Annotated in this window: 16 protein-coding genes; 11 read left to right on the top strand and 5 right to left on the bottom strand. The window is 48.2% G+C overall.

What is annotated here, in order from left to right; translation table 11 throughout:
• Positions 1-9: 9 nt before the first annotated feature.
• Positions 10-576, bottom strand: a complete 567-nt coding sequence (locus tag MK185_03265; GenBank protein ID MCH2039638.1) for a TIGR00730 family Rossman fold protein — start codon at positions 574-576, stop codon at positions 10-12.
• 209 nt (positions 577-785) lie between these two features.
• On the opposite strand from MK185_03265, the gene MK185_03260 reads away from it, so the two are divergent.
• The gene (locus MK185_03260; protein MCH2039637.1) at positions 786-1031 is read left to right on the top strand and encodes a hypothetical protein; all 246 of its coding nucleotides are present in this window, start codon (positions 786-788) and stop codon (positions 1029-1031) included.
• A gap of 44 nt (positions 1032-1075) precedes the next feature.
• On the opposite strand, the gene MK185_03255 is transcribed toward MK185_03260, so the two are convergent.
• Positions 1076-1471, bottom strand: a complete 396-nt coding sequence (locus MK185_03255; protein MCH2039636.1) for an acyl-CoA thioesterase — start codon at positions 1469-1471, stop codon at positions 1076-1078.
• A 363-nt stretch (positions 1472-1834) separates the two neighbouring features.
• Here MK185_03255 and tadA point away from each other — a divergent pair, with 363 nt between their 5' ends.
• Complete coding sequence (tadA, locus tag MK185_03250; GenBank protein MCH2039635.1) at positions 1835-2308, top strand: tRNA adenosine(34) deaminase TadA; 474 nt, start codon at positions 1835-1837, stop codon at positions 2306-2308.
• Positions 2309-2363: 55 nt separating this feature from the next.
• Positions 2364-3431, top strand: a complete 1068-nt coding sequence (locus MK185_03245) for an alpha/beta hydrolase (GenBank protein ID MCH2039634.1) — start codon at positions 2364-2366, stop codon at positions 3429-3431.
• Positions 3432-3580: 149 nt separating this feature from the next.
• Here the strand turns inward: MK185_03245 and mltF are convergent, their stop codons facing one another.
• Complete coding sequence (gene mltF / locus MK185_03240) at positions 3581-5038, bottom strand: membrane-bound lytic murein transglycosylase MltF (GenBank protein MCH2039633.1); 1458 nt, start codon at positions 5036-5038, stop codon at positions 3581-3583.
• Positions 5039-5535: 497 nt separating this feature from the next.
• Here mltF and purL point away from each other — a divergent pair, with 497 nt between their 5' ends.
• The 3 genes from purL to MK185_03225 all read left to right on the top strand — a co-directional run bounded on the left by purL (position 5536) and on the right by MK185_03225 (position 10530).
• Positions 5536-9432, top strand: a complete 3897-nt coding sequence (gene purL / locus MK185_03235; protein MCH2039632.1) for a phosphoribosylformylglycinamidine synthase — start codon at positions 5536-5538, stop codon at positions 9430-9432.
• Between the two features lie 93 nt (positions 9433-9525).
• Positions 9526-10299: a hypothetical protein gene (locus MK185_03230; protein ID MCH2039631.1), complete on the top strand. Its 774-nt coding sequence runs from the start codon at positions 9526-9528 to the stop codon at positions 10297-10299.
• A gap of 27 nt (positions 10300-10326) precedes the next feature.
• Positions 10327-10530, top strand: coding sequence for a hypothetical protein (locus MK185_03225; GenBank protein ID MCH2039630.1), 204 nt, complete (start codon positions 10327-10329; stop codon positions 10528-10530).
• Positions 10531-10582: 52 nt separating this feature from the next.
• Here MK185_03225 and MK185_03220 read toward each other — a convergent pair whose 3' ends face one another.
• Together MK185_03220 and MK185_03215 are read right to left on the bottom strand one after the other, a co-directional pair.
• Positions 10583-11146, bottom strand: a complete 564-nt coding sequence (locus MK185_03220) for a rhomboid family intramembrane serine protease (protein ID MCH2039629.1) — start codon at positions 11144-11146, stop codon at positions 10583-10585.
• A 119-nt stretch (positions 11147-11265) separates the two neighbouring features.
• The gene (locus tag MK185_03215; protein ID MCH2039628.1) at positions 11266-13590 is read right to left on the bottom strand and encodes a M48 family metallopeptidase; all 2325 of its coding nucleotides are present in this window, start codon (positions 13588-13590) and stop codon (positions 11266-11268) included.
• Positions 13591-13824: 234 nt separating this feature from the next.
• On the opposite strand from MK185_03215, the gene MK185_03210 reads away from it, so the two are divergent.
• From MK185_03210 to MK185_03190, 5 genes are all read left to right on the top strand, one after another.
• Positions 13825-14883: a GGDEF domain-containing protein gene (locus MK185_03210; GenBank protein MCH2039627.1), complete on the top strand. Its 1059-nt coding sequence runs from the start codon at positions 13825-13827 to the stop codon at positions 14881-14883.
• A gap of 376 nt (positions 14884-15259) precedes the next feature.
• The gene (locus MK185_03205; protein MCH2039626.1) at positions 15260-17569 is read left to right on the top strand and encodes an MMPL family transporter; all 2310 of its coding nucleotides are present in this window, start codon (positions 15260-15262) and stop codon (positions 17567-17569) included.
• Between the two features lie 32 nt (positions 17570-17601).
• Positions 17602-18537 (top strand): UbiA family prenyltransferase, encoded by a 936-nt coding sequence (locus MK185_03200; GenBank protein ID MCH2039625.1) that lies wholly within the window; start codon positions 17602-17604, stop codon positions 18535-18537.
• On the top strand, positions 18534-21392 hold the full coding sequence (locus MK185_03195; protein ID MCH2039624.1) for a phosphotransferase: 2859 nt from the start codon (positions 18534-18536) through the stop codon (positions 21390-21392). The genes MK185_03200 and MK185_03195 overlap by 4 nt, the downstream gene beginning before the upstream one ends.
• On the top strand, positions 21385-24150 hold the full coding sequence (locus MK185_03190; protein ID MCH2039623.1) for a phosphoenolpyruvate synthase: 2766 nt from the start codon (positions 21385-21387) through the stop codon (positions 24148-24150). The genes MK185_03195 and MK185_03190 overlap by 8 nt, the downstream gene beginning before the upstream one ends.
• Positions 24151-24208: the final 58 nt, after the last annotated feature.

Genomic DNA, 24208 nt, shown 5'->3' with positions numbered 1-24208 from the left:
GGTCTGCCTTCAGTTGATCTTCGGTGTTACCTTCAACGTAAATAACGCCGCTAACTCATCGCAGTTATTCGCTCGTAACATCGGCTTTTGGTGATGAGAAAAACCGGTCGATTCCACGTGTTTTAATAAATTAAAAAACGGTTGCCAGAAGTCATCGACATCAAAACAAATAATGGGTTTATCGTGATCTCCAAGTCCTGCCCAGCACCAGACCTCAATTAATTCATCCAGCGTACCAATTCCGCCCGGCAGTGCAATAAAAGCGTCTGCCAGCTCAGCCATTCGCGCTTTGCGTTCATGCATGCTGTCTACATGTTCCAGGCAAGTTAGCCCCTGATGAGCAACCTCGCGCTGGTAGAGCGTATCTGGAATGACACCAATAACCTTTCCACCGGCATCCAAGGCCGCATCAGCGATTACGCCCATTAAACCGGTATGGCCACCACCATATACAATCTCCATATTATTTTTTGCCAGCCAGCCGGCAAGATCGCGGGCGCTTTGTTCAAACGCCGGATTATTTCCATGTTTTGCACCACAATAAATAGCAACGCGCTTAATTGCCTGTTCTGTCATTCCTGTAATCTCTTTCGATTTAACCAGCCGTTCTGGCAAATAAATTGATTTTGCTGGTGCAAGCTTATACCAGAGCAATCTTTATGGCGAAATTATTAGGCTCAGTAGTGCTATTGCACATTTTTTCAGCGCGAGAAAAAAGGGTCTGAACTAGGCTCGAAATGATCCCCCTTAAAAGTCTGACGGTGAACCCGCAGAGGAGAGCAACCATGGCTAAAATGTCATTTCGTTTTATGACCGAAGTGGAAGTCGAGCTGAAGGCTGAAAGTTATGAAGAAATCTATCTGATGTTAAAAGATATGATGCATGGACAGCGACCAATCAGTGCTCAGAGTAACGTAAAAATATTCCCGCCGGAACAAAGCTCAATGTACTTCAGCATGGAGGGTGAACAGGAGCTGCATGAAATCCCCCAGTTTAAGGGAGACTTTAAGCGAGATATTCTGGAACACTGAACAACGCAGCCCGGACCCCAGAATTCCGGGCTGATTCAAGGTGATTAGAGTTCCACCAGATGCTCGGTTAATGTGGCTTTGATTCCAGCTGGAATCGCTTTAGAGCCTTTTTCTTGGTGGTCATAGTGCACCATAACGGCGTGCCCTTTGGCGCACATCCTTCCTTGTTGCCATGCCTCATGCACAATTGTCATTGATGACGTTCCGATTTTGCTGAAGTAAGTGCGAATTTCCACTGGGTGCTGCAGATATAATTCGGCCATAAATTCTACATCTATTTTGGCAATTATCAGGTGCCAGTCATTCGGGTTCAGGTCCGGAGTGAAATAGCGAAAGATTGGCGTACGTGCCTGTTCAAACCAGATCGGCAGGGTGGTGTTGTTAATATGCCCCAGCGCATCGGTCTCGTTAAATCGCGGTTCTACCGTTAAAGTCCACATAGATACTTGCCCCTTTTGTTAATGCAGCGAAGTTTAGCAACAATTGTTGCATCCAAAGAGGGGATGAATGGCCAATGCTGGCGTCATTGAACAGGTGCGGCCAGCCGTCAGAATGTGCGAGGACAGAACAACAGGGTGTTGCTTGTATCTGCAGAGGTTTGTGTGTATCTGACGCAGTCATATGGTTGAACGGTCCGGTTATCGGGTTTGCAGATAGTGGTTAGCCGCCAGGCACTAGCCCTGAGCGCGTTGGTGTCGTTTCTGCGACGCGTGGTTTATGATGCGTCTTTTCAGCGAAAGATGGCCAAAACCTTGTCCGACATCCATTTGTCCGAACCGCGTGAGCATTCTGATTCATTTTTTATGCAGCAGGCCTTGTTTCAGGCACAGTTGGCATTTGACGCTGGTGAGGTGCCCGTTGGTGCGGTAGTGGTATTGGACGGTGAGATCATTGGGCGTGGTTACAATCAGCCGATTACTTCCCTTGATCCGAGTGCTCACGCAGAGATGGTGGCATTACGTGATGCGGCAAAAAATATCGGTAATTACCGGTTGTCTGGTGCGACGCTGTATGTCACCGTTGAACCCTGCACTATGTGCTCGGGATTGCTGATTCACAGTCGTATTCAAAGGCTTGTTTATGGCACTACCGAACCAAAATCCGGCGCTGTAGAAAGTGCCATGGCGCTATTAGATCAACCTTTCTTTAATCACGCCATTGAGCGCACCAGTGGTGTACTGGCGGTTGAATGTTCCGCTATTATGTCTGAATTCTTCGCGATGCGGCGGGCGGCGAAAAAACGCCTGAAGCAACGGACACCACCAACCGGAAAATAACGTCTGGGTTGGTGGCTATATACAATAAAAAATCACCATACTCAGGGAACAAACAATGTTACGTATCATCCGACTGCTCTTGGTCGTCAGTCTTATCTCGCTTACTGCCTGTGTCCATGTGCAGGATTCTTTGTTTGACGCAGGTCTTAAAGTTGAACGCTCAATGTCTGGTCTGGAACTCCAGCACATGTCTGTGGCTGATCATGATTGGACTTATCTCGATTCCGCACCGGAGGATGGCAGTAAACCGGTACTGCTGATGCTGCATGGTTTTGCTGTGGATAAAGATAACTGGCTACGATTCGCTCGCAGTTTTGATGATTATCGGGTGATTGCCCCGGATTTACCGGGCCACGGTGAAACCAGTTACAACCCCGAGTTCACTTATGATTTTGTGCAGCAGGCAGTATGGCTGGATGGTTTCACTGAAGCATTGGCGCTTAACGATCTGCACATAATGGGCAATTCTATGGGGGGAGGAATTGCGTTGATGTACAGCTACGGCCGCCCGGATAAGGTGCAATCCATTACCTTAATTGACGCGGCAGGCGTTCATCCGCCGAAGAAATCCGACCTTCAGAAAATCATCGATAACGGCGGCAAAAACCCTCTGATCGTTAACAGCGTTGAAGACTTCGATGCGTTACGCAATTTTGCAATGGTTAAACAGCCGTTTCTTCCATGGCCTGCTAGCAATGTGCTGGCTCGTCGCGCTCAGGCGCGCCAAGCAATTAATACCAAGATTTTTGCCGACATTCACGCTATGGCAGAACAGGCAAAAAACAGTGACGATAACCTGAAGATGCTGCAGCAAATTCATCAACCGGTATTGATCCTGTGGGGTGAAAAAGACCGGGCACTGGATGTCAGCAGCGTAGCCGTATTTGAACAACATCTGTCAGACAGTCGCAGCTTTATTTTCCCGGATTTAGGTCATGCGCCGATGCTGGAGTCGCCGGATGAAAGTGCCGAGCTGGTGCTGGAGTTTGTTGAATCTGTTGAAAAACAAGCGAAAAAAGCTCAGGCGAAAACCAGCGATAAAAACCAGCTTTCTGTCGCTCAGAAGTTGGCGACGGTGATGCAGCCTAAAGAGGATTCGGTTGAGAGGCTGTCGCAGGAGTAGCCAGCTACTCTGAAGGATTTTAAGGCGGGATTTTCCCGCCTTTTTTACGATTCTGATTTTTAATCGATGATGAAAAAAACACAAAAAAAAAGCGGGCTTCAGGAAATCCTGAACCCGCGAAAACTCTTTTAAGCCAGCAAATTTGATGACTAAAGGAGTGGAGGAATAACAGTCATTAACGAAGACGACAGCAGAATATGTTGCTCTTCTTCAAGAAATACCGGTTGCTGCTTGTCCTGCCATACCAGTACGTCGTAGTAACGACGAATATTCTGCACATAGGTCACCGGCTCATGCCCGCGAGCATAGCCATGAGCGGTGTGTCGGTAATAGCGCTTCTGAGTAAGCAGCGGCAGAGTGTCTTTCACATCGAGCCAAAGGTTCGGGTTACCGCCCATTTCCTTGGTGAGTTTGCGGGCATCGCGCAGATGACCCAGCCCAACGTTATATGCAGCCAGAGCCATCCAGGTGCGATCTGGCTCTGTCACCTCAGCACCAATACGCTTACGTAATTTCGCCAGGTACAGGCCACCACCTGCAATACTCTGTTTGGCATCTAAACGGTTTTTGATGCCGAGTTCTTTCGCGGTGTTGCGGGTCAACATCATCAGACCACGGACACCGGTAAAACTTTTGGCGTCAGGGTTCCAGTGACTTTCCTGATAACCCATAGCGGCTAACAAACGCCAGTCAAACTGGTGTTTATCCGCAGCTTGTTGGAAGTCCCCTTTGTAACGATCCAGCTTTCGTTTTGTCTGACGCAGAAAGTGTTTTGCTCCGACATAGTTCAGCTGGTCAAGATGCCCGTAAAACCTCTCAGACAAAGCCGCGAGCTTGTCACGGGTTGCGCCCTGGTTGAAGAACTCGTTGGCTGCTTCGTGCAGGCTGCTATCACGGGATAACTCGAAGGCCCAGGCAATGTTTTGTTCGCCAGACAGCTCGAAGGCAACCGCCAGATTGGGGAAATACGCTTTCAATACGTCGAACTCATTGGAATCAACAATGGTGAAATCAATGTTTCCGCTCGAAACCATCTGCAGCAAATCGCTGACCTCAAGATCTGGACTTTCGCTCCAGGTCAGTTCGGGTACTTCATCTGCTTGTAAGTTGAGCAAGCGTTGCGAGTGACTGGAATCCGATGACACCACTAATTGACCGTTGGCCAGGTCAATGACTTGTTTTGGCCGCATGCCACCACGCCGGTAAATAACCTGCTCGGAGACATTGAGATAGGGTTTGGAGAAGTGGGCCCAGCGTTTCCTTTCATCCGTAACGGTCAGACCGGCTGCTGCGAACGCTGCCTGACCTTTGTCCAATTTAGTGAAGATGTCGGATAAGTTGTCTGCGACTTCTACCTTGAGATCAACGCCCAGGTAATCGGCAAAGGCAGAAGCAAGTTCGTATTCGTAGCCGGTTACACCACTGCGGTCTTCGTAGTAGGTAGTTGGGCTGTTGCGGGTAATCATCACGATCTCACCGCTCATGCGGGTTTGCTCAAGTCCTGTCGGGCGCACGCTGCCCGTCAGTGCCAGGAAGCACATAAGAGCAATCAGCGATTTTAGAACTAGACTGGATGAGCCACGAATCATAATGATTTCTATTTTCATGCACTATAATGGTGCGTTTTTGGATTTGATGGCCCATTTTATCGCGTGAGTTGCTTAAAAAACAATCGATGCAGTACGTAAGGTTTCAATATGGTTACAGAAGTTTGTCGTGATATTGATCTAACGTATTGATATATATAGAATTTTCTTTAATTCGGAACGAAGGCAACTCTATGTTGCTATAAATGAAACAATTCAGCTTTTATTCAGTTTTTTATACTTTTTCATGAGGCCTCAAAGGCGTGATGTGACTATTTATGGCCCGCTGAATAGAGATTTTGCAAGCAACAAATTGTAAGTAAAAAACTGTCTTGTTGATCAGTTTTGATCGTCTGGTAGACAATCAAAACTTGCGGTGTCTTATATGGCTGGAAAACCCGCATTTTTACTGCGTGAAAGCCCGCTTCCTGTCTGGTGTGCGACCGGCCTGTCCGGTATTATTCGCGCTTCATTTTTGGCTCCCTCTATTTGCTCCCAACCACTGGAGTTTTTCCACCATGTTAGAGTTGCGTGGCGCACCAGCGCTTTCTGAATTCCGTCAGAATAAAGTCCTGTCAAAACTGCAATCGGTTGTACCGGCAGTGACCTCTGTTTACGGCGAATTTGTGCATTTTGCCGATACCAGTGCCGAACTGGACGGCAACGAACTCCAGGTTCTGGCCCGGCTGCTGAAATACGGTCCGAAGGCTGATGTAAAAGAAAGCGCCGGCGAAGCGTTTCTGGTGGTACCAAGGTTTGGCACCATTTCGCCGTGGTCTTCCAAAGCATCTGATATCGCTCATAACTGTGGCTTGGATAAAGTACTGCGCTTGGAGCGTGGCATCGTTTATTACGTGAAACTTGATGGGGCTGCTACTGCCGCTGACCGCGACGCTATCGCGGCTGCTCTCCACGATCGTATGGTTGAAACGGTACTTGCCGACAGCGGCGATGCAGAAAAGCTGTTCTCCCATGCCGAACCGGCGCCATTGAGTACGGTCGAAATTTTGGTAGGTGGTCGTGACGCATTGGTTGCCGCCGATAAAAATCTGGGCCTGGCACTGGCCGATGATGAAATCGACTATCTGGTTGAAAACTACCGAAAACTCGACCGTAACCCAACCGATGTTGAGCTAATGATGTTTGCCCAGGCAAACTCAGAGCACTGTCGTCATAAAATCTTCAATGCCAGTTGGAGTATTGATGGCGAGGAACAGGATAAGTCACTGTTCCAGATGATTAAGAACACCTACGAGTGTTACAACGAAAATATTCTGTCGGCTTACAAAGACAACGCTTCTGTAATTACTGGCCATAAAGCTGGTCGCTTCTTTCCGAACCCGGAAAATAAAGGCTACGCGTATCACGAAGAAGATATGCATATCCTGATGAAGGTTGAAACCCACAACCACCCAACCGCCATTGCACCTCATTCCGGCGCTGCGACGGGTTCTGGTGGTGAAATTCGTGACGAAGGTGCAACAGGCAGAGGTTCCAAGCCAAAAGCAGGTTTAACTGGTTTCACCGTATCCGACTTAAAAATCCCGGGTTTCGAACAGCCATGGGAAAGCCAATATGGTAAGCCAGACCGTATCGTATCGGCGCTCGATATTATGTTGGAAGGCCCGATTGGTGGTGCGGCATTTAACAACGAATTTGGTCGCCCGGCACTGAACGGTTACTTCCGTACTTTCGAGCTGCAGCACGACGGCGAAGTCCGTGGCTACCACAAGCCCATTATGATTGCCGGTGGTTACGGCAACATCCGTGACGAACATGTACAAAAAGGGGATATCCCGGTTGGCGCTCGTCTGATCGCACTGGGTGGCCCGGCGATGCAAATCGGTCTGGGTGGCGGTGCAGCGTCTTCTATGTCTTCCGGTCAATCCAATGCCGATCTGGACTTCGCGTCCGTTCAGCGTGAAAACCCGGAAATGGAACGTCGTTGTCAGGAAGTGATCGACCGCTGCTGGCAGCTGGGTGATGAAAACCCAATCGCCTTTATTCACGATGTGGGTGCCGGTGGTTTATCCAACGCCTTCCCTGAGCTGGTTGGTGATGGTGGCCGTGGTGGTAACTTCGAGCTGCGTAACGTTCCCAACGACGAACCCGGCATGAGCCCGCTGGCGATCTGGTCGAACGAATCTCAGGAACGCTATGTGATGGCGGTTGCTGAAGAAGATATGGATACCTTCGATGCGATTTGTGAGCGTGAGCGCTGCCCATACGCGGTAGTGGGTTACGCCACCGAAGAAGAACATTTAACCGTCACCGACAGCCACTTCGACAATAAGCCAGTGGATTTGCCGCTGTCTGTGTTGTTAGGCAAAACGCCACGTATGCACCGTGATGTGAAATCACGTGCGCTGAAAGCTGAGAACTTCGAAAGCGCGGGCATCCAATTGGCGGAAGCGGCTGAGCGTGTTCTGAAATTACCGACCGTAGCTTCTAAAAGCTTCCTGATTACCATTGGTGACCGTTCCATTACCGGTACCGTGGCACGCGATCAGTTTGTTGGCCCTTGGCAGGTGCCGGTGGCCGACGTGGCGGTCACCACTTCCTCCTACGACAGTTATGTCGGTGAGGCGATGGCAATGGGCGAACGCACCCCGGTTGCGCTGCTGGATAGCCCGGCGTCCGGTCGTTTGGCCGTAGCCGAAGCCATTACTAACTTAGCCGCTGCACCCATTGCCAAACTGGCTGACGTAAAGATGTCGGCTAACTGGATGTGCGCTGCCGGTCACGACGGTGAAGACCAGAAGTTATACGAAACCGTAAAAGCGGTTGGTATGGAATTGTGCCCAGAACTGCAGGTAACCATCCCTGTGGGTAAAGACTCCATGTCGATGAAGACTCGTTGGCAAGACAATGGCGAAGACAAAGCCGTTACCGCGCCAATGTCGTTGATTATTACCGGTTTTGCGCCTGTCACTGATGCTCGCAAAGTGCTGACGCCTCAGCTGCGTGCAGACCAAGGCGAAACTGACCTGTTATTAATCGACCTGGGTCGTGGCCAGAACCGTCTGGGCGCTTCTTGTCTGGCACAGGTTTACGGTGAAGTCGGTAGCGTACCGGCCGATCTGGACGATGCCGAAGATCTGAAGGCCTTCTTCGCTGTGATGCAGGGCTTAAACGCCGACAATAAATTGCTGGCTTATCACGACCGTTCTGACGGTGGTTTATTCACTACCTTGACCGAAATGGCCTTCGCTGGTCATGTGGGTATGGACGTGAAGATGGACCTGCTGGCCGAGTCTGAAGACGAACTGGCCGCTGCGCTGTTCGCCGAAGAACTGGGTGGTGTCATTCAGGTTCGTCGTGACGATCTGGAAGAAGTACTGGCTCAATTCGAAGCGGCCGGCCTGGGTGATTGCACGCAAGTGATTGGTACTCTGAACGAAGACGACCAGATTACCTTCAGCTTCCAGGACGAAGAATTCCTGAGCGAATCCCGTGTGAACTGGCAGCGTGCCTGGACACAAACCAGCTATGAGATGCAGGCGCTGCGTGATAACGCTGACTGCGCTCAGCAAGAATTCGACACCCTGCTGGATGCCGAAGATCCGGGCTTAAATGCCGAGCTGAGCTTCGACATTAATGAAGACATCACTTCAGACCTTCCTGCGGCTGGCTCTGAAGATGCTCCAAAAGTCGCGATTCTGCGTGAGCAGGGTGTAAACGGCCAGATCGAAATGGCAGCCGCGTTTGATCGCGCTGGCTTCACCACCATCGACGTGCATATGAGTGACGTTCTGTCTGGTGCAGTAACGCTGGATCAGTTCCGTGGCTTGGTTGCTTGTGGCGGCTTCTCATACGGTGACGTATTAGGTGCGGGTGAAGGTTGGGCGAAATCCATCCTGTTTAACGAACAGGCGCGTAGCCAGTTTGCAGCATTCTTCGAGCGTGCTGATACCTTCGCACTGGGTGTGTGTAACGGCTGTCAGATGCTGTCGAACCTGCACGAACTGATTCCGGGTGCAGAACACTGGCCACACTTCGTTCGCAACATGAGCGAACAGTTTGAAGCACGTGTTTCTCTGGTCGAAATTCAGGAATCTGATTCTGTATTCCTGGCGGGCATGGCGGGCTCACAAATGCCGATCGCAGTGGCACACGGTGAAGGTCGTGCGGAATTCGCGGATGAAGCGGATATCGACGAGCTGGCCGGTCAGATTGCTCTGCGTTATGTGAATAACTACGGCGAAACCACCGAACAATACCCGGCTAACCCGAACGGTTCTCCACAAGGTATTACCGGCCTGACCGCGAACGATGGTCGCGTCACCATTATGATGCCTCACCCGGAGCGTGTGTTCCGCGCTGTGCAAAACAGCTGGGCACCGGATCACTGGGATGAAGACGGCGCCTGGATGCGTATGTTCCGTAACGCTCGTGTATGGTGTGAGGAGAACTAAGTTCTTTTAAAGAGAACTTAGTTTTATAGAAAAGAAACCCGTTGCTCTAGAAATAGGCAGCGGGTTTTTAGTGTCTACATGGTGAATCAGAAAATGGAATCTTATAAAACTTCGACGCTGACACTGGAAGAAGCACAATCTCGTTATAGAAATGACAAGATTTTTCGAATCAAGGCTTACTTTAAATGGTGGGGCAAATACATTGCCTTCTTCGCAATATTTATTTTGCTCTTTGGTGTAGGTCTGCTTGGCAGTCAGGCTTTAAACGATCAATATAATCACATTCTACTGGTCGCTCTGTCGCCGCTATCACTCTGCATCGCCTTATATATAAGTTACAAGATTGCAAATCCATTTAAGTGTACAGCTTGTGGAAGTGAATCTGTCCGAACAATAAGACCCCCATTTTATTGTGAATTCTGCGGTATGTCTTATTTTATAAAATGCTTGTCTTATATGATGTATCAAACTGAGGCCATTGAACGATATGGAATTTTGAACTCACATAAAAGAAAAGAGTCAGCAAGTGATGAGCATATACGTTTATGGGAGTTATTCTTTAAAGCCCCTATGCCTGAGGACTTAAAAAATATCCTATTGCAAGAAAATGGGATAGAAGCGCCACATATAAAAGTCGAAGATATTGTGATGTTATTTGGTAGTGAAGAGGCTATGGTTATGTATGAAGTGCATAAACTTCGACGATTTTGTTCAGATGCTATTCCTGTGGCCATGAACTCAACTGGAGATTTGATCGTATATCAAGCTGTTGACGGAAAAGTAGATAATACGTATTTGATGAAATCATCCAGCCCTAATTGGGATGATGCTGTTCGCATCAATGTCGACCTTTCTCTATTGAATTAAAGACCTTCTAATGAAAATATTCGGTTATTGCCAAAAAAAACCTCTGATTCACCTGAATCACTCAGCGAAGTAACTCTGCTCTCCAACCCCAAAAAATTAAGAGAGCTGGCTAAGTTCTTACAGCAATGCGCTGATGAAATTGAACAGCAAGGTGATGAGTGGGAGCATAAACATTTCGACTCTGATGGCGATAAGCCATCAATTATTGTTTATAACGAAGACCTTATTTGAGACTAATTGAAGATTCGTAGGCCGAACAAGCAAAGTGCATTCTGTATTGATGTCAGCGACTCTTATCCTTCCCCCAGATAAATCCTGCCACAGCCCCTGACAAAGCCCCAAATAAATGCGACTCAAACGAGATATACGGCGATAGCGGTAATACCCCCCAGATCATACCGCCGTACAAAAAACCGACCAGCAACGAAATACTAATCAGCTTAAATTCGCGACTAACAAATCCAGCAACAAGCAGAAAACCAAAGTAGCCATAAATCAAGCCACTGGCGCCCACGTGAATTGCTGGGCGGCCAAACAGCCAAACAAGTACACCAGTTACCAGAATAATAAACACCGAGGCGTAGCAGAAGCGTTTAAGCCCATGTTGCAATACCAGCATGGTAAAGATCGCCAGAGGAATAATGTTACTGGAAAAGTGAGAAACACTGCCGTGCAGAAACGGTGCTGCGAAAATACCGATCCAATGCTCTTCCGAGCGGGGAAGAATGCCCCAGATATTCAGAGAGCGTGCTGTGAAGAGATTGATCGCTTCGACCAATGTCAGAGCAATCACAATGACGGCGGTAATTTTCAGCTGAGCTGTTAAACGAATATGCTGCCTTTTCATCGGTATGCTTATGACTCGGTCGCGCTGACTGTTGATGAGGAATTCAGCCAGGTCTTGAGATTACCATGCTGAAACGACTGCCCACACCCTTCCATTAAAAAGTGTGGGCAGTAACTCAGTTAGTAAAAGAATCCACCATAAATTGTCCCGCCGATCACGCCGGCCGAAACCATTAAGCGGCTAAGCGTGGGCAAGAATCCATGCGCTAGCTGGAAGCGGTTCCATAAATCCAGCTTCCGCTGCAAAACGTGTTCGTTGCCCGGTAACAGCACCGGGTAATCATCAGGAATTACAGAGAAGTCCGTTTGTTCCTGTTCGGGCTGAGTTTCAGCGCGTGTGTGTTGCTCTACCGTTTTTTCAGCCCGTATCAGCAGATCCTGAGCGATATCCTCAATCAAGCCAAACACGTAAGAAATATTCGACATTCTTTCTGATGCAGCACCACACCAGTCTTGCCAGTTTTTCTTCGATACTTCAATCAGGTCAAATTCCGGATACTGCTCCGGCCAGTTTTCGATGCCTGCTGTTTGCATTACGTCTGGCGATAACTGTATTTGTTTGGCCGCATCATCAACAGTCTTCATTACCTGGTGAATGCTTTTACAGGCATTGATCATACGACGCTTTTCAAAGTATCCAATTTGTCCATCTGCGGTAATCACCGACCAGGTGTTGGATAACAAGGCCGATTCGTTATCAACCACGGCTTTTAAGTGAGCGCCACAGTGCATTAAGCTGGTCAGGCTACGCAAATAACGATCCCAACCGCTATTCCACTGACTGGCGGCCGCTATATGAGCATTGCGGCATAACGAGTCGTGCTGTTTCAGCTGATCTGCTATTTCGCGACGTTCATTTGCAATTTCTTCAAGCGCCTGAGGAATTTCATCTTTCTTGATTTCGTGACCGCGGTGTCGGATTACACCACCGGATGGTTTCATTTCACCGGAAGCTAAGGCTTCCAGGGAATGTCGTTCCATATCCAGGTTGCGGGCGGCCGCCAGTTGTTCAGACAGCTCCTGCGGATACAGCTCTGCGATGGTCTCAGCTGCCAGACCTTCGACCGGAGCCAAATTAAAAATCTGTTCCGGGCTTTCGAAATTACGCACCCAGTTACGACTCAGGTACGTGCCTCGGTATTTAGGATCATAAATATCATGAGCAAATCGTTTGGCTACCGCGTCAGTGGGGGATTCATATGCAACTTCGGTATCTTCTTCCAGGCGATAAAAGCCGGAGCTGACGGCTTCACGCATTCTTTCTGAATCAGAAAAAATCAGCCAGGCATCGCGGCTATCAATTTCAGCCGGAAAATAACGTGCCTTGGCATTTTCTTCGCGATCGCTGTTCAGTGGGTGGGTCGACCACATTTGCGGAGGGTTAGCCATACTTTCAGTGAAAATGCGATGCTTTGCTGCATCAACATGTTCAGGTTTTTCAGGCGTTGCACCATAGTCTTTGTCATCAAGAACACGTCCGACTTCTGCGATGGCGGCTTTTTGCGCAGCAAACAAATCTCTCAACAACTTGCCGTTTCTTGCTTCCGATGAGGCAACATTGAGCGCGGTTTGCCAGGCGCTATCGGCAGCTTGTAGCTTATGTAATGCATTGATCAGCGCATCACTGCCGGTAACAGAGACTGCCACAAGGTCTGCATTAAACTCCATCTCACGGCTCAATGCTCGCTCAGCCATAACGACTAAACTGAATAACGTATCCATCAATGATCGGATTGACCAGATAATCAGGCCCAGTAGCCAGCCCAACCAGGCAATCCGCAGATCGATCTTTGATATGAAGCGAACAACCTTATCCAACCAATCTCTGGTAGCAACCATATGGCCGATGATTTGTTGTGCAATATAGACCCAGCGGCCAACTACCATCGACCCTTGAGCAAAATGGCCAAACTCGTGTGCTAATACCGCTTTCAACTCGCCAAGGTTCAGTACATTTACCAATCCAAGACCGATGATCAGATTCTGTTTCGATGGAAAGAACAGGTTGAATAGCGACAGGTCGTAAAAAACAGCGGCATTTACTTCAGGGGTGATAAATACACGATGAGGGCGTGGGGCGCCTATCTCATCCGATAGTTGGTGCAAAAATGCAAAGAGCTCTGGCTCGTCGTCAGCGCTTACCTCGACGCCTCCGGGGTTGCCCGGCTTTTTGACTACCAACAACGATTTGACCATGAAGATGGTCAGCAGTCCGGAACAGAAAACGATCAGCAGGCTCATCAGATCCAGCTCCTGGCCAATCATTTGATGCGCCGTGTTATAGGTAATCAGACCAAAACAAACAGCCAGTGCAAGATAAACTGACATAAAAGTAATAAGACCCAGCATCGCCAGCATGGCTTGTCGTTGATAGCTTGCCTTTGCTTTGGTCAGGTCTTGCGGGATACCGGTTGGGGATTTGGGGTATAGAAATTCGATCGACATTATTCTTCCTTGATTTGTTAACTGTCGTAGCTGTCATTATGTGCTAAATGCCACATTGTGGGAACAATCATGTTCGGTATCGATCAGATAACGTTGTCGTTTGCTGTCGGTTGGCATGTAAAGACAGCAGACACCTGTTGTTACGCTTTTACAACAGGGATGCATTTGTAAAGAAGCCTATCGTCACCAATACTTTTTGTATTACTAATAATTTAAAAAAATGGCACATTCTCGATGGATCTTTTGGCGGCGCTGAAGGGAGCAGAAGTTCAGGACGGCGAATATTTGTTTCGCAAGCTGATGCTCCAGATCAGCGTAATCGCAGCGTTTATACACGTTGCTTTCTCTTGTTTGTTTTTCTACCACGATATCTGGCTGCTGGGGGTGGTTAACGTCTTCAGTGTCTTGCTGTATGTCGCGGTCTTCTTTGTGATTCTGACCCGCCGTTATCGCTTTTCAGCCTGGGCTGCGGTGGTGGTGGAGATTCTCGGGCATGCTGGGCTGGCTGTCTTTTTGCTGGGCTGGGACAGTGGTTTTCATTTCTACGCCATGATCATTCCGCCGGTTGTTATGATCAGTCCACTCAGGGACGGATTAGAGAAGATGCCGTTGGTGATGGGTATGATGATGTTGTACGTGATCATGGATTACATGTTGCGACACGTTGAACCGGTTTACGACATCGGTAGTCTGGTGCTTGGCAGTCTTTACTACTTCAATTTGATCGCTGTATTAACCGTGATGGTGTTTTTGTCCGGTTTATATTATCGACTGGTGGTGAATAACGAACGTAAGTTACGCCAACTGGCAACGACGGATTCCCTAACGGGCCTGCTCAATCGTCGCAGTTTGCATCGTTGGGCGATGCGTGCCATCCGCTATCATCAGGAAAATGATCTTCAGCTGGCTGTACTTTTATGCGATCTGGATAATTTCAAACGGGTTAACGATTTGTTTGGTCACCAAACAGGCGATGCGGTGATTCGGAATTTTTCTGAAGTTCTGAAGCAGGAATTACGCAATGGTGATTATGCCGCGCGCTGGGGGGGAGAAGAGTTTCTGTTATTGTTGCCTGCAACCACTGCAAGCGAAGCAATTGTTGTTGCTGAGCGTATCCGCAGTTGTCTGGAGAAGACGTCAGTCACCGTAGACGATCATGAAATTTTTACCACAACTACCATTGGGATCGCAGAGTTGATGAAAGAAGACAGCTTCGATCAGTTGGTTGGCCGGGCTGATGAGGCCCTTTATCGGGGGAAAGGCAGTGGCAGAAATCAAGTAGTTAATCCATGATTTTAGTTGACTTTTTTATTATTAGTGCCACTGGAATTTATCAGTGGCCATCATTTCTGTAGCTTATTTTTACTATTTTAAGAGCTTATTAAGGGTAGGTGATGATATCACTTTGTCCTTTATGGCGTGTTGTTTGTCCTTTTTTGTGATGCTTTATTACGACAGTTGTAATAAGCAAAATGGCCTTTTGTAAAATTGTTCTGTAAGTACGACATTTTATTGAAGATTTTATGAAATGTCCTAGTCTAACCGGATTAGCTTGAGCTAATATGCGGCTCGGTTCAGTAGGCCACAATAACAAAAACAGCCAGCCAGCTTTTCATAGATGATAAGTTTGTTTACAGAACCCGTTGTTAGGAATTCTCGGGCGGTTGTTATGACTATTGCATTCTCAAGGAATAACCCGTGGCGCACCTTCTTAGTGCTCACGACTCTTATATTGCTGATGGCTGGAGGAGCAGGCCAGCTGCAACTCACAACGGATTTTCGTACCTATTTCAGTGCGGATAATCCTCAGCTACAGGCTTTTGAAAAGCTGGAAGCCGACTTTAATAAGCAGGATTCGCTTATTTTTCTGCTGCAAAGTAATGATGCTGATAGTGTCTTTACGGCGTCGCGTCTGGCTGCTGTAGAACAGTTGACTGAAGCCTCATGGCGTCTGCCTTATGCCCGGCGAGTTGATTCTCTCAGCAATTATCAGCGAATAGAATCCGATCAAGATGATATATTTGTTCGTGATTTATACGGCGCCGATGAGGAACATTCCCTTCAGGATATTACAGGCTTCGCTCAATCTCATCCTCAGATAGCCGGTCGTTTGTTGAGTCAGGATGGCAGATTAACCCAGGTGGTGGTGAATTTATCCTTGCCCGCGAATGACCCACAAGCAACCGCTGAATTGGTATCAGCTGCGCGCAAGCTGGTGGAGCAATCAGACTTAGATGACTTTGATGTAAAACTGCTGGGGACAGCCGTTATTAACGTTGCTCTGGCAGAAGCGGTCGAACGGGATATGGCGGCATTAATCCCCGGTAGTTATTTATTGATTTTTACGGCCTTGTTTTTACTAACCCGATCTCTGGCTGGTTCGGTGTTATCTCTGACGCTGACCCTGCTGTCGGTTGCAGCAGTGTTTGGTGTGCTTGGTTGGAGTGGCGCAACATTGACACCGGTTGTCGGTGCCGTCCCATCAATGATTATGATTATTGTTGTCGCTGACTGTTTGCATATTCTGGTTTCTTATCAGCATGCTTTAAGAGAAGGTCTGGATAAATCTGCTGCCCTGGCAAAAGCTCAGGCACTGAATATCAAACCCGTAATGATCACATCGGTGACGACAGCTTTGGGTTTATTGTGTCTGAATTTTAGTGAGTCTCCACCCTACCGTGACCTGGGTAATCTGGTTGCTATGGCGGCATTGTTGGCCGGTGTGTTAAGTCTGACCTGGTTTGTGGCTTTACTGCAATTATTGCCAGCACCCCCTGCGGCTCGTGCTGATTCTGGTCTGGGACAGTTGTTGCTGAATTTCTATCGCACCGTAATTGCTCCGGCGCCCAAACGGACTTTTGCAATCGCGGTAATTGCGACCATTGGTATCGGTGCTGGTTTATTTAAGTTGCAGTTTAATGAGCAGTGGTACCACTACTATGATGAAAGTTTTGCAGTCCGTCAGGCGTTAGAAGTTCAGGAAAATGAGCTGTATGGCGTTAACTTTATCCAGTATTCCGTCGCAGCGAAGCAGGGTGGTTCGGTTTACACCCCGGATTATATGACGCAGCTGCAGCAGTTGGTGAACTGGTTGGAGCAACAGCCGAATGTCGGCTACGTCGATAGTCTGCACCGGCAGTTGTTGGAAATCAGTCAGAAATTACATGCTGATAAACCCGAATTTTATCGTGTTCCTGACAGTGCCGATGAAATTGCTCAGTCGATGCTACTGTATGAAATGTCTTTGCCATTTGGTATGGGGCTGGAAGAGCGCATCAACATCGATAAGACCGCAACTCGTCTGACTTTAAATCTGCATAAACACACTTCGCGTGAGTTGGTCGCGTTGGATGAAAAAATCCGGGTGTGGGCTGTTGAAAATACTCCGGCGCTTAACCTGACTCCGGGCACTGGCCTGGACATGGTGTTTGCTCAAATTTCTGATCGCAACAGTATCAGTTTATTTTTGGGCACGTTAATGGCACTGATATTAATTTCTTTGTCGATGATGTGGTTCCTGAGTTCTCTGCGCCTCGGTGCCCTGAGTCTGATTCCGAACATGCTGCCGGCTTTGCTGGCATACGGCGCCTGGGGGTATGTCTCTGGTCAGGTTGACCTGGGCTTGAGCATTGTTGCTTGTATGAGTCTCGGTTTGGTCGTGGATGACAGCGTGCATTTCCTGACCAAATACCGTTACGCCCGTGAGCAGGGAAACACGCCGGAACAAGCAGTTGAATTTGCTTTTGCAACCGTTGGTGTTGCGATGTTAATCACCACAGTCGTATTGGCTGCGGGTTTTGCTTTGCTGGTGTTATCACCGTTCTCACCAACCTGGGGAATGGGGGCTTTGATGAGTCTGACTGTGATACTGGCGTTTGTTGCCGACATTATTCTATTGCCGCTGTTGTTGCTTTTGTTTGATCGGGAAAAAGTCCCGGTGAATCGGACAAAAGACAGTGACGCGGTTATTTCTGATTAAAAATTTAAATTCTTACCTTTCATGGAGTAGTTATGACTGAAGTCTCTGTCAGCCACACGGATCCCCTGTGGCGTCGAATTGGTGCCTGGATGGACGAACGTTTTCCAGCAGCAAACGCCCTTTTATTTTTTATTCTGTATTTGGCCTGTGCTGTTGTTGCCCGGGATGGAACGGAAAGTGCCGGATTACAATGGACAGATATTCTCGCCTGTCTTGTGACATGGTCATTATTTCTGTTGATTCGTATTTTTGACGAGCACAAAGATTATGCCATTGATGTAATTAACCACCCTCAACGGGTATTGCAGAGTGGCCGCATTACCTTGACTCACCTGAAAACGCTGGGCGCCATTGCGATTGTTGTGCAACTGGTCTTTTCCTGGCTGGTTGCCGGTGAAGTTGGTGTGATGGTATGGGGCATTATGTTCGCCTACCTGTGCCTGATGGGAGTAGAGTTTTTCTGCGGTGAATGGTTAGAAAAGCAGCTATTGCTTTACGCCTTAACGCACATGGCGATTATGCCGTTAATTGTTTGGTGGTTAGCGGTCGTAGCCAATCCGGAGGTACAGTTTACGCCTGTGCTGATCGCCATGATGAGTCTGGCCTTTGTTAGTGGTTTTTGTTTTGAAATTACCCGTAAAACCCGTGGGCCAGAAGAAGAGCGCGATACAGTAGATTCTTACACCAAGATACTCGGCGTTAAAGGTGCAACGACACTGGTATTCGTGTTGGTATCAGCCATGGTTGCCAATCAGATCGTACTGTTGTTACTGGCCAATGTGAGCTGGCTGATTGTGTATGCTGTGCTGGCCATTTTGGTTTGGGGTTTAGCCATTAAATCGTTAATGAAATTCCTGAAGGCGCCAACTCTGGAAGGCCGTGAAGACAATGAAAAAGCGGTAGCGATTACGATGCTACTGGGTTACGTCCTGGTGATTGCCGCTCTATTAATCGGAGGTGCAGCATGAGTTCTGCCAATACTATGAATAATAAAACAATCACCAGCAAAGCTCAGGTTTTTACCAGTGAAGCCCGTTACGCTTTTGGTCAGGGTCATGATGTTGATATAAAACTGTTGTGTGGTGAGCAGTGGCGTGATGCCGAAGCGGTGGATGTCTCTAAGAGCCATATCTGTGTATTAACTCAGCCGTGCGAGTTGTTATCTGAAGGTGTTGCTTGCGGCGAACTGACGATTGATTTAAATGGGCAACAGTTCCGCTTGAACCGTTTGCGTGTGAGCAAATCAACGCTGTCTGACGATGGACGTCAGCAGCGCATCCTGTTGAGTAACGAAGACACAGACACCGATCAGGGACAGGAAAATGCCCGCCTGTTATGGCAGATCAGTTATGCCTTGCGTCAATTGCCGGCAAAAACTGAAGCCCCACGGTACGATGAATTTAACTTACCCAAAGTCCCGGCACGAGGCTTGTACACAGAGGAAGCTCGTCAGCAGCGTTTGAGTTTTGCGCGTGAAAATTCTGAGTCTGCATTAACCGAAGTCGAACAGATTAACCTCGAACCTAAAGCACTGGTGAGTAATATCGAGGCTTTAATCGGTTCTGTAGAAATTCCGGTTGGTATTGCAGGTCCTTTGCATATTCTTGGTGATCACGCTAACGGTTTGTTTTATGCACCAATGGCAACGTCGGAAGGTGCGTTAGTGGCCTCCGCTACGCGTGGCGCCACGGCAATTTCCCGTTCGGGCGGTGTGCGTGTAAAAGTACTGGGTCAGCGTATGTTGCGTGTACCAGTGTTCGTATTATCTGATTTGTCATCGGCTCTGTTTTTTGCCGAATGGGTTAAAGATCATCAGGATGAAATCGCCACCCAGACCCGCAAATATTCGAACTACGCCAATTTGGTGGAAGTGCGTGCGGAGCTAATGGGTCGCAGTGTTCATGTTCAGTTTATTTATGAAACCGGTGATGCGGCTGGCCAGAACATGACCACCACCTGCACCTGGCAGGCGTGTCAGTGGATTCTGGCACAGATGCAGCCGTTTGAAGGTATTGAGTTTGAAAATTTCCTGATTGAAGCCAACTTATCGAACGATAAAAAAGTAACCTACAACTCCTACCTGCGTGGTCGTGGTGTTCGGGTATTGGCAGAAACGTTATTAACCGACGAAGTGTGTCAGCGGGTCTTAAAAGTCAGTGCCCGCCAGTTATTTACTGCTTATAACCAGTTTGTCGGCGGCAGTATCGCGGCCGGTATGGTGGGTATCAACATTAACATTGCCAACGTGATTGGTGCGATGTTTACCGCAACCGGTCAAGACATTGCCTGTGTGCACGAGTCGGCTATTGGTCAGCTGCATATGGAGCTGACGGAAGAGGGGGATGTTTATGCAACATTGCGTCTACCGTCTTTGGTTGTTGGTACTGTGGGTGGTGGTACCAGTCTGCCACAACAAAAAGAATGCCTTGAATTAATCGGTTGTGCTGGTCCTGGTTGTGCGCACAAGCTGGCCGAAGTGATTGCCAGTTTCTGTCTGGCGCTTGATATCTCTACTTTGTCTGCAATCGCCAGTGACCAGTTTGCCCGTGCTCATGAAAAACTGGGTCGTAACCGTCCGGTGGAATGGTTAAAACTGGGTGATTTAAATGAAGACTTCTTTGCTCAGGCGTTATCCGAATCCGGTGATTACCGGGCGCCGGTTAAAGAACTGCAGCCACTGAGTTTATCTTCGAAAGGCAGTTCGATTATTACCGAACTGACGGCGCATAAAATTAATAAGCTGGTTGGACATTTCCCATTCAGGGTGATCACCGGAGAAGAAGGTGAAGCGCCGAGCGAAAGCCATGAAATGATGGTGAAAGTTAAGCCTCTGGACGACGAAGTCATTCTGATGCTGAACTCAATGGCTTCCATGTGTGACGCCCGTTTAGCTCATGCTTATAACGAATTCAAAAATCAGCTCGGCTTTAAGCAATGTCATCGCCGTGAATTGGCGGTGATGAGTCAGCAAGATGAACGCTTTACGCAATTTGCACCAAAAACTTACCGTGCCTGGGAAGACAGTTCACGTGAAGCTTACGTGATCGTTCAGGAGTATCTCGACGGTCTGGAGTTGATGGACTCGGCTGATGATACTTCCGGTTGGACGATTGAGCATTTTAACGCTGCTGTTGATGGCATTGCTCAGGTACACAGCATCTGGTATGGCCGAGAGCAGGAACTGCAGGAATTTGACTGGCTGGTGGATTCACCGACCACAGAATCCATGACCGAAAAAATGCGTTTATGGGAAATGTTGGGTGCTCATGCACAGCAGGAATTCCCGGAGTGGTTCAGCGATGAAGATATGACGCGTTATCGCGACCGAATCTACAGCCTGAAAGACTGGTATCCGAAACTGGATAGCATGAAGAAAACACTGACGCACAACGATTTTAATCCACGCAATATTGCTTTCCGTCGCGGTGAAGATAATCAGTTGACGCTATGTGCTTACGACTGGGAGCTGGCTACCATGCAGTTACCACAGCACGATTTAGTCGAGCTGTTGGCCTTCGCGTTACAAACAGACTTTGATGCGGAGCAAGTCGAAGCACTTATCGAACGCCATCGTCTGGCATTACAAGCGGCCAGCGGTAGCGACATTGATGCCACTGAATGGCGTTTAGGTTTCACGCTGAGTTTGTGGGACCTGGTGGTGTGTCGTTTACCGATGTATGTCATGGCACACACCTTCCGTCACTATCCATTTATGGAGCGTGTGGTGATGACTTCTCGTCGTCTGTTGGATAACGAAAACGAGCGTTTAATGGCGCTTGGATTAATGGATGATTTAAACGGCGCGGAGCAAAATAATGACTGAGTGGTGTATTGATCAGCAGCAAGCCAGCTTGACAGCGCCGTCGCAACTTGGCGGTAAAGCGCACAACCTGGCCTTTTTAAGTCGCTTTGGATTTAACGTACCACAGTGGTGGGTAGTGCCTGTTGCCGCATTTGAATTGCAGCTGCAATTACCCTTCGAAGGTGACGTTACATTAGGCGCATGGATTCAGCAGCAATTAGCGCCTTTTGCAATCGAAGCTGATGACGGGAATGCTCAGCAAGAGGTGGATAACGCTGGACTGACTCAGGCAGCGGAACTCATTCAGCAACGTCTTGGGGAGGTGGGATTACACCCGGAAATTCTGAGTGCTATTCGAGCCGAATTACCCCAACACGATTTAACTGATGAATTCTGGGCGGTACGTTCATCGGTTGTCGGAGAGGATTCTGCTGGCGCTTCGTTTGCGGGTCAAATGGACAGCTACCTGTATCAGAAGGGCGAAGCAGCGATTGCCGAGTCGGTATTAAAAGTGATGCAAAGTGCGTTTAATGCCCGCGCCCTGGCCTATCGTTTACAGAAAGGTCTGAGTGTGGTCGATATCCAGGCGGCGGTCATTATTCAGCGTATGCTGGATGCCGAAGTATCCGGTGTGATGTTTACCGCGAATCCGGTTAACGGCAACCGCAGTCAGGCGCTTATCTCGGCCACATGGGGATGTGGCGAGGGCCTGGTATCTGGTATTTGTAACGCCGATGAAATCACCGTTGGTTTATACGATAACAGCATTGATGCTCAGACCGCGGATAAAGATATTGCGCTGCGTCAGGGACCTGAAGGCGGAACGGTTGAGCTGGAGGTCGAAGAAAACCTGCGACAGCAGCTGTGTTTGTCGGAAGCACAGATTCTGGCATTGCGCGATGCTGGTAAAGAAATCGCAGAAAGCTATCAATCCCCTCAGGATATCGAATGGTGTGTGCGTGATAATCAGGTGTATATCCTGCAGGCACGTCCGGTTACTTCATTACCGGAAAAAAATCCCGATGAGGATCGCTTGCAGGTTTGGGATAACTCCAATATCCAGGAGTCTTATTGTGGTGTAACAACACCCTTGACCTTCAGTTTCGCTAATCGTGCTTATAAAACGGTTTACGAACAAACCATGCGCTTGATTGGTGTAAAAGGTGATGTCATTCAGGCGCATCAGCCGATGTTGGAAAATATGTTGGGCCTGGTACGTGGTCGGGTGTATTACAACATTAATAACTGGTATCGCGGATTATTGTTCCTGCCGTCGTTTAAGACGAATAAGGCTGATATGGAGCGTATGATGGGTCTGCAGGACCCGGTTGATTTGATTCAGGATCGAGAGTTAACCACGAAAGAAAAGTTAGCCCGTATTCCACAAGTCATTCGTGCGCTGTTTTCTCTGTTGAGTCGCTTCCGCAAAATGGATCAGTTAGTGGAAGGGTTCCGCTCTATGTTTGCCGAGCAGTATGCTTCGGTTCCACGTGAGCAATTACACACTTACAGTATGGATCAGTTAATTGAACTGAGCCGATCGCTGGATGAAAATTTATTACAACGCTGGACCACTCCCATTGTGAATGACTTCTACGTCATGATGATGAACGGTAAGGTACATCGTTGGCTGGAAAAGATTAATATCGAGAATATTGATCTGGTACAGAACAATTTATTGTCCGGCGAAGAAGGTATTGAAAGTACCGAGCCGACGAAGTATTTACTGCGTTTATGTGACCAGGCCAGAACACAACCAGAACTGCTGAGCGTTTTACAGGAGGTTGAAAACGAACAGCTGCTAACATTATTACAACAGCAGTTCCCTTCGTTCCATGCTCAGTGTCTGGATTATATTGAGCGTTATGGCGATCGCACCATGGGCGAGCTGAAGCTGGAGTCAAAAACCCTCCGTCAGGATGCGTCTTTTATGTTCGCAATTCTGAAAAACTTCCTGACACGCGATGATTTAACGTTGGAAACACTGGCGCAGAATGAAGCCAAATTCCGTGCTGACGCAGAACAGCAGGTGTTCCCACTGTTAAAACAAAAGCTGGGTGGTCGTGCGTTAACGAAGTTTAAGAAAGATTTAGCTAAGCTGCGTGATGCAATCCGTAATCGGGAAAATATGCGTTTAGCCCGTACTCGTATGTTTGGTTTGTATCGCGATATTTATCGTCAATTAGGCGAGCAATTAGCGTTTTATGGGCAGTTGGATGATGCTGAAGATATCTTTTATTTAAGCGTAGAAGATATATATGCCTATTCCGATGGCCGGAGTATCAGTGCGGTATTACGCCCCTTAGTCGCAGCACGTAAAGCGGAGTTTGCCGAATACGAAACTGAACAAGAGCCAGCTCATCACTTCCATACGCATGGCGTTGTGTACTGCAACAACGACTACGAATATCCGTTCCAGGAGGAAATACCGCTTTCCGGGAATGAATTGAAGGGAACGGGTTGTTATCCGGGAATTGTCGAAAATAATATTCGTCTGATTTTTTCGCCAGAAGATGAGTTAAACCTGGATGGTCAGATTCTATGTACAGTGCGAACGGATCCGGGTTGGGCGCCATTATTCCCGACTGCAGGTGGCATTTTGGTTGAGCGTGGCTCTACCTTAAGTCACTCAGCTGTGGTAGCCCGTGAATTGGGTATCCCTGCTGTTGTTGGTATTCCGGGATTAACTTCGATTGTAAAAGATCGAGAATCAGTTCGTATGGATGGCAGCAGCGGTCGGGTTGTTCGTTTGGATGTTGAGGCTGACGCCGACGCTTAATTTCAGAATCCCGCCAGTGTTATTGGTTATTTTTCAGTTGTCGGGTCGTACAGCACAT

The sequence above is a fragment of the Saccharospirillaceae bacterium genome, from assembly GCA_022448365.1.
Classification (GTDB): Bacteria; Pseudomonadota; Gammaproteobacteria; order Pseudomonadales; family Oceanobacteraceae; genus Bacterioplanoides.
Note: the sequence above shows the minus strand (reverse complement) of the source record. Positions and strands in the feature narration are given on the sequence as shown.

Excerpts from the sequence above, each read along its gene's own strand:
- MK185_03220 (MCH2039629.1), bottom strand. The coding sequence starts at position 11,146 with ATGAAAAGGCAGCATATTCGTTTAACAGCTCAGCTGAAAATTACCGCC.
- MK185_03205 (MCH2039626.1), top strand. The coding sequence starts at position 15,260 with ATGACTATTGCATTCTCAAGGAATAACCCGTGGCGCACCTTCTTAGTG.
- MK185_03195 (MCH2039624.1), top strand. The coding sequence starts at position 18,534 with ATGAGTTCTGCCAATACTATGAATAATAAAACAATCACCAGCAAAGCT.
- tadA (MCH2039635.1), top strand. The coding sequence starts at position 1,835 with ATGCAGCAGGCCTTGTTTCAGGCACAGTTGGCATTTGACGCTGGTGAG.
- MK185_03245 (MCH2039634.1), top strand. The coding sequence starts at position 2,364 with ATGTTACGTATCATCCGACTGCTCTTGGTCGTCAGTCTTATCTCGCTT.
- mltF (MCH2039633.1), bottom strand. The coding sequence starts at position 5,038 with ATGAAAATAGAAATCATTATGATTCGTGGCTCATCCAGTCTAGTTCTA.
- MK185_03255 (MCH2039636.1), bottom strand. The coding sequence starts at position 1,471 with ATGTGGACTTTAACGGTAGAACCGCGATTTAACGAGACCGATGCGCTG.
- MK185_03200 (MCH2039625.1), top strand. The coding sequence starts at position 17,602 with ATGACTGAAGTCTCTGTCAGCCACACGGATCCCCTGTGGCGTCGAATT.
- purL (MCH2039632.1), top strand. The coding sequence starts at position 5,536 with ATGTTAGAGTTGCGTGGCGCACCAGCGCTTTCTGAATTCCGTCAGAAT.
- MK185_03190 (MCH2039623.1), top strand. The coding sequence starts at position 21,385 with ATGACTGAGTGGTGTATTGATCAGCAGCAAGCCAGCTTGACAGCGCCG.
- MK185_03265 (MCH2039638.1), bottom strand. The coding sequence starts at position 576 with ATGACAGAACAGGCAATTAAGCGCGTTGCTATTTATTGTGGTGCAAAA.
- MK185_03210 (MCH2039627.1), top strand. The coding sequence starts at position 13,825 with ATGGATCTTTTGGCGGCGCTGAAGGGAGCAGAAGTTCAGGACGGCGAA.
- MK185_03260 (MCH2039637.1), top strand. The coding sequence starts at position 786 with ATGGCTAAAATGTCATTTCGTTTTATGACCGAAGTGGAAGTCGAGCTG.
- MK185_03215 (MCH2039628.1), bottom strand. The coding sequence starts at position 13,590 with ATGTCGATCGAATTTCTATACCCCAAATCCCCAACCGGTATCCCGCAA.
- MK185_03230 (MCH2039631.1), top strand. The coding sequence starts at position 9,526 with ATGGAATCTTATAAAACTTCGACGCTGACACTGGAAGAAGCACAATCT.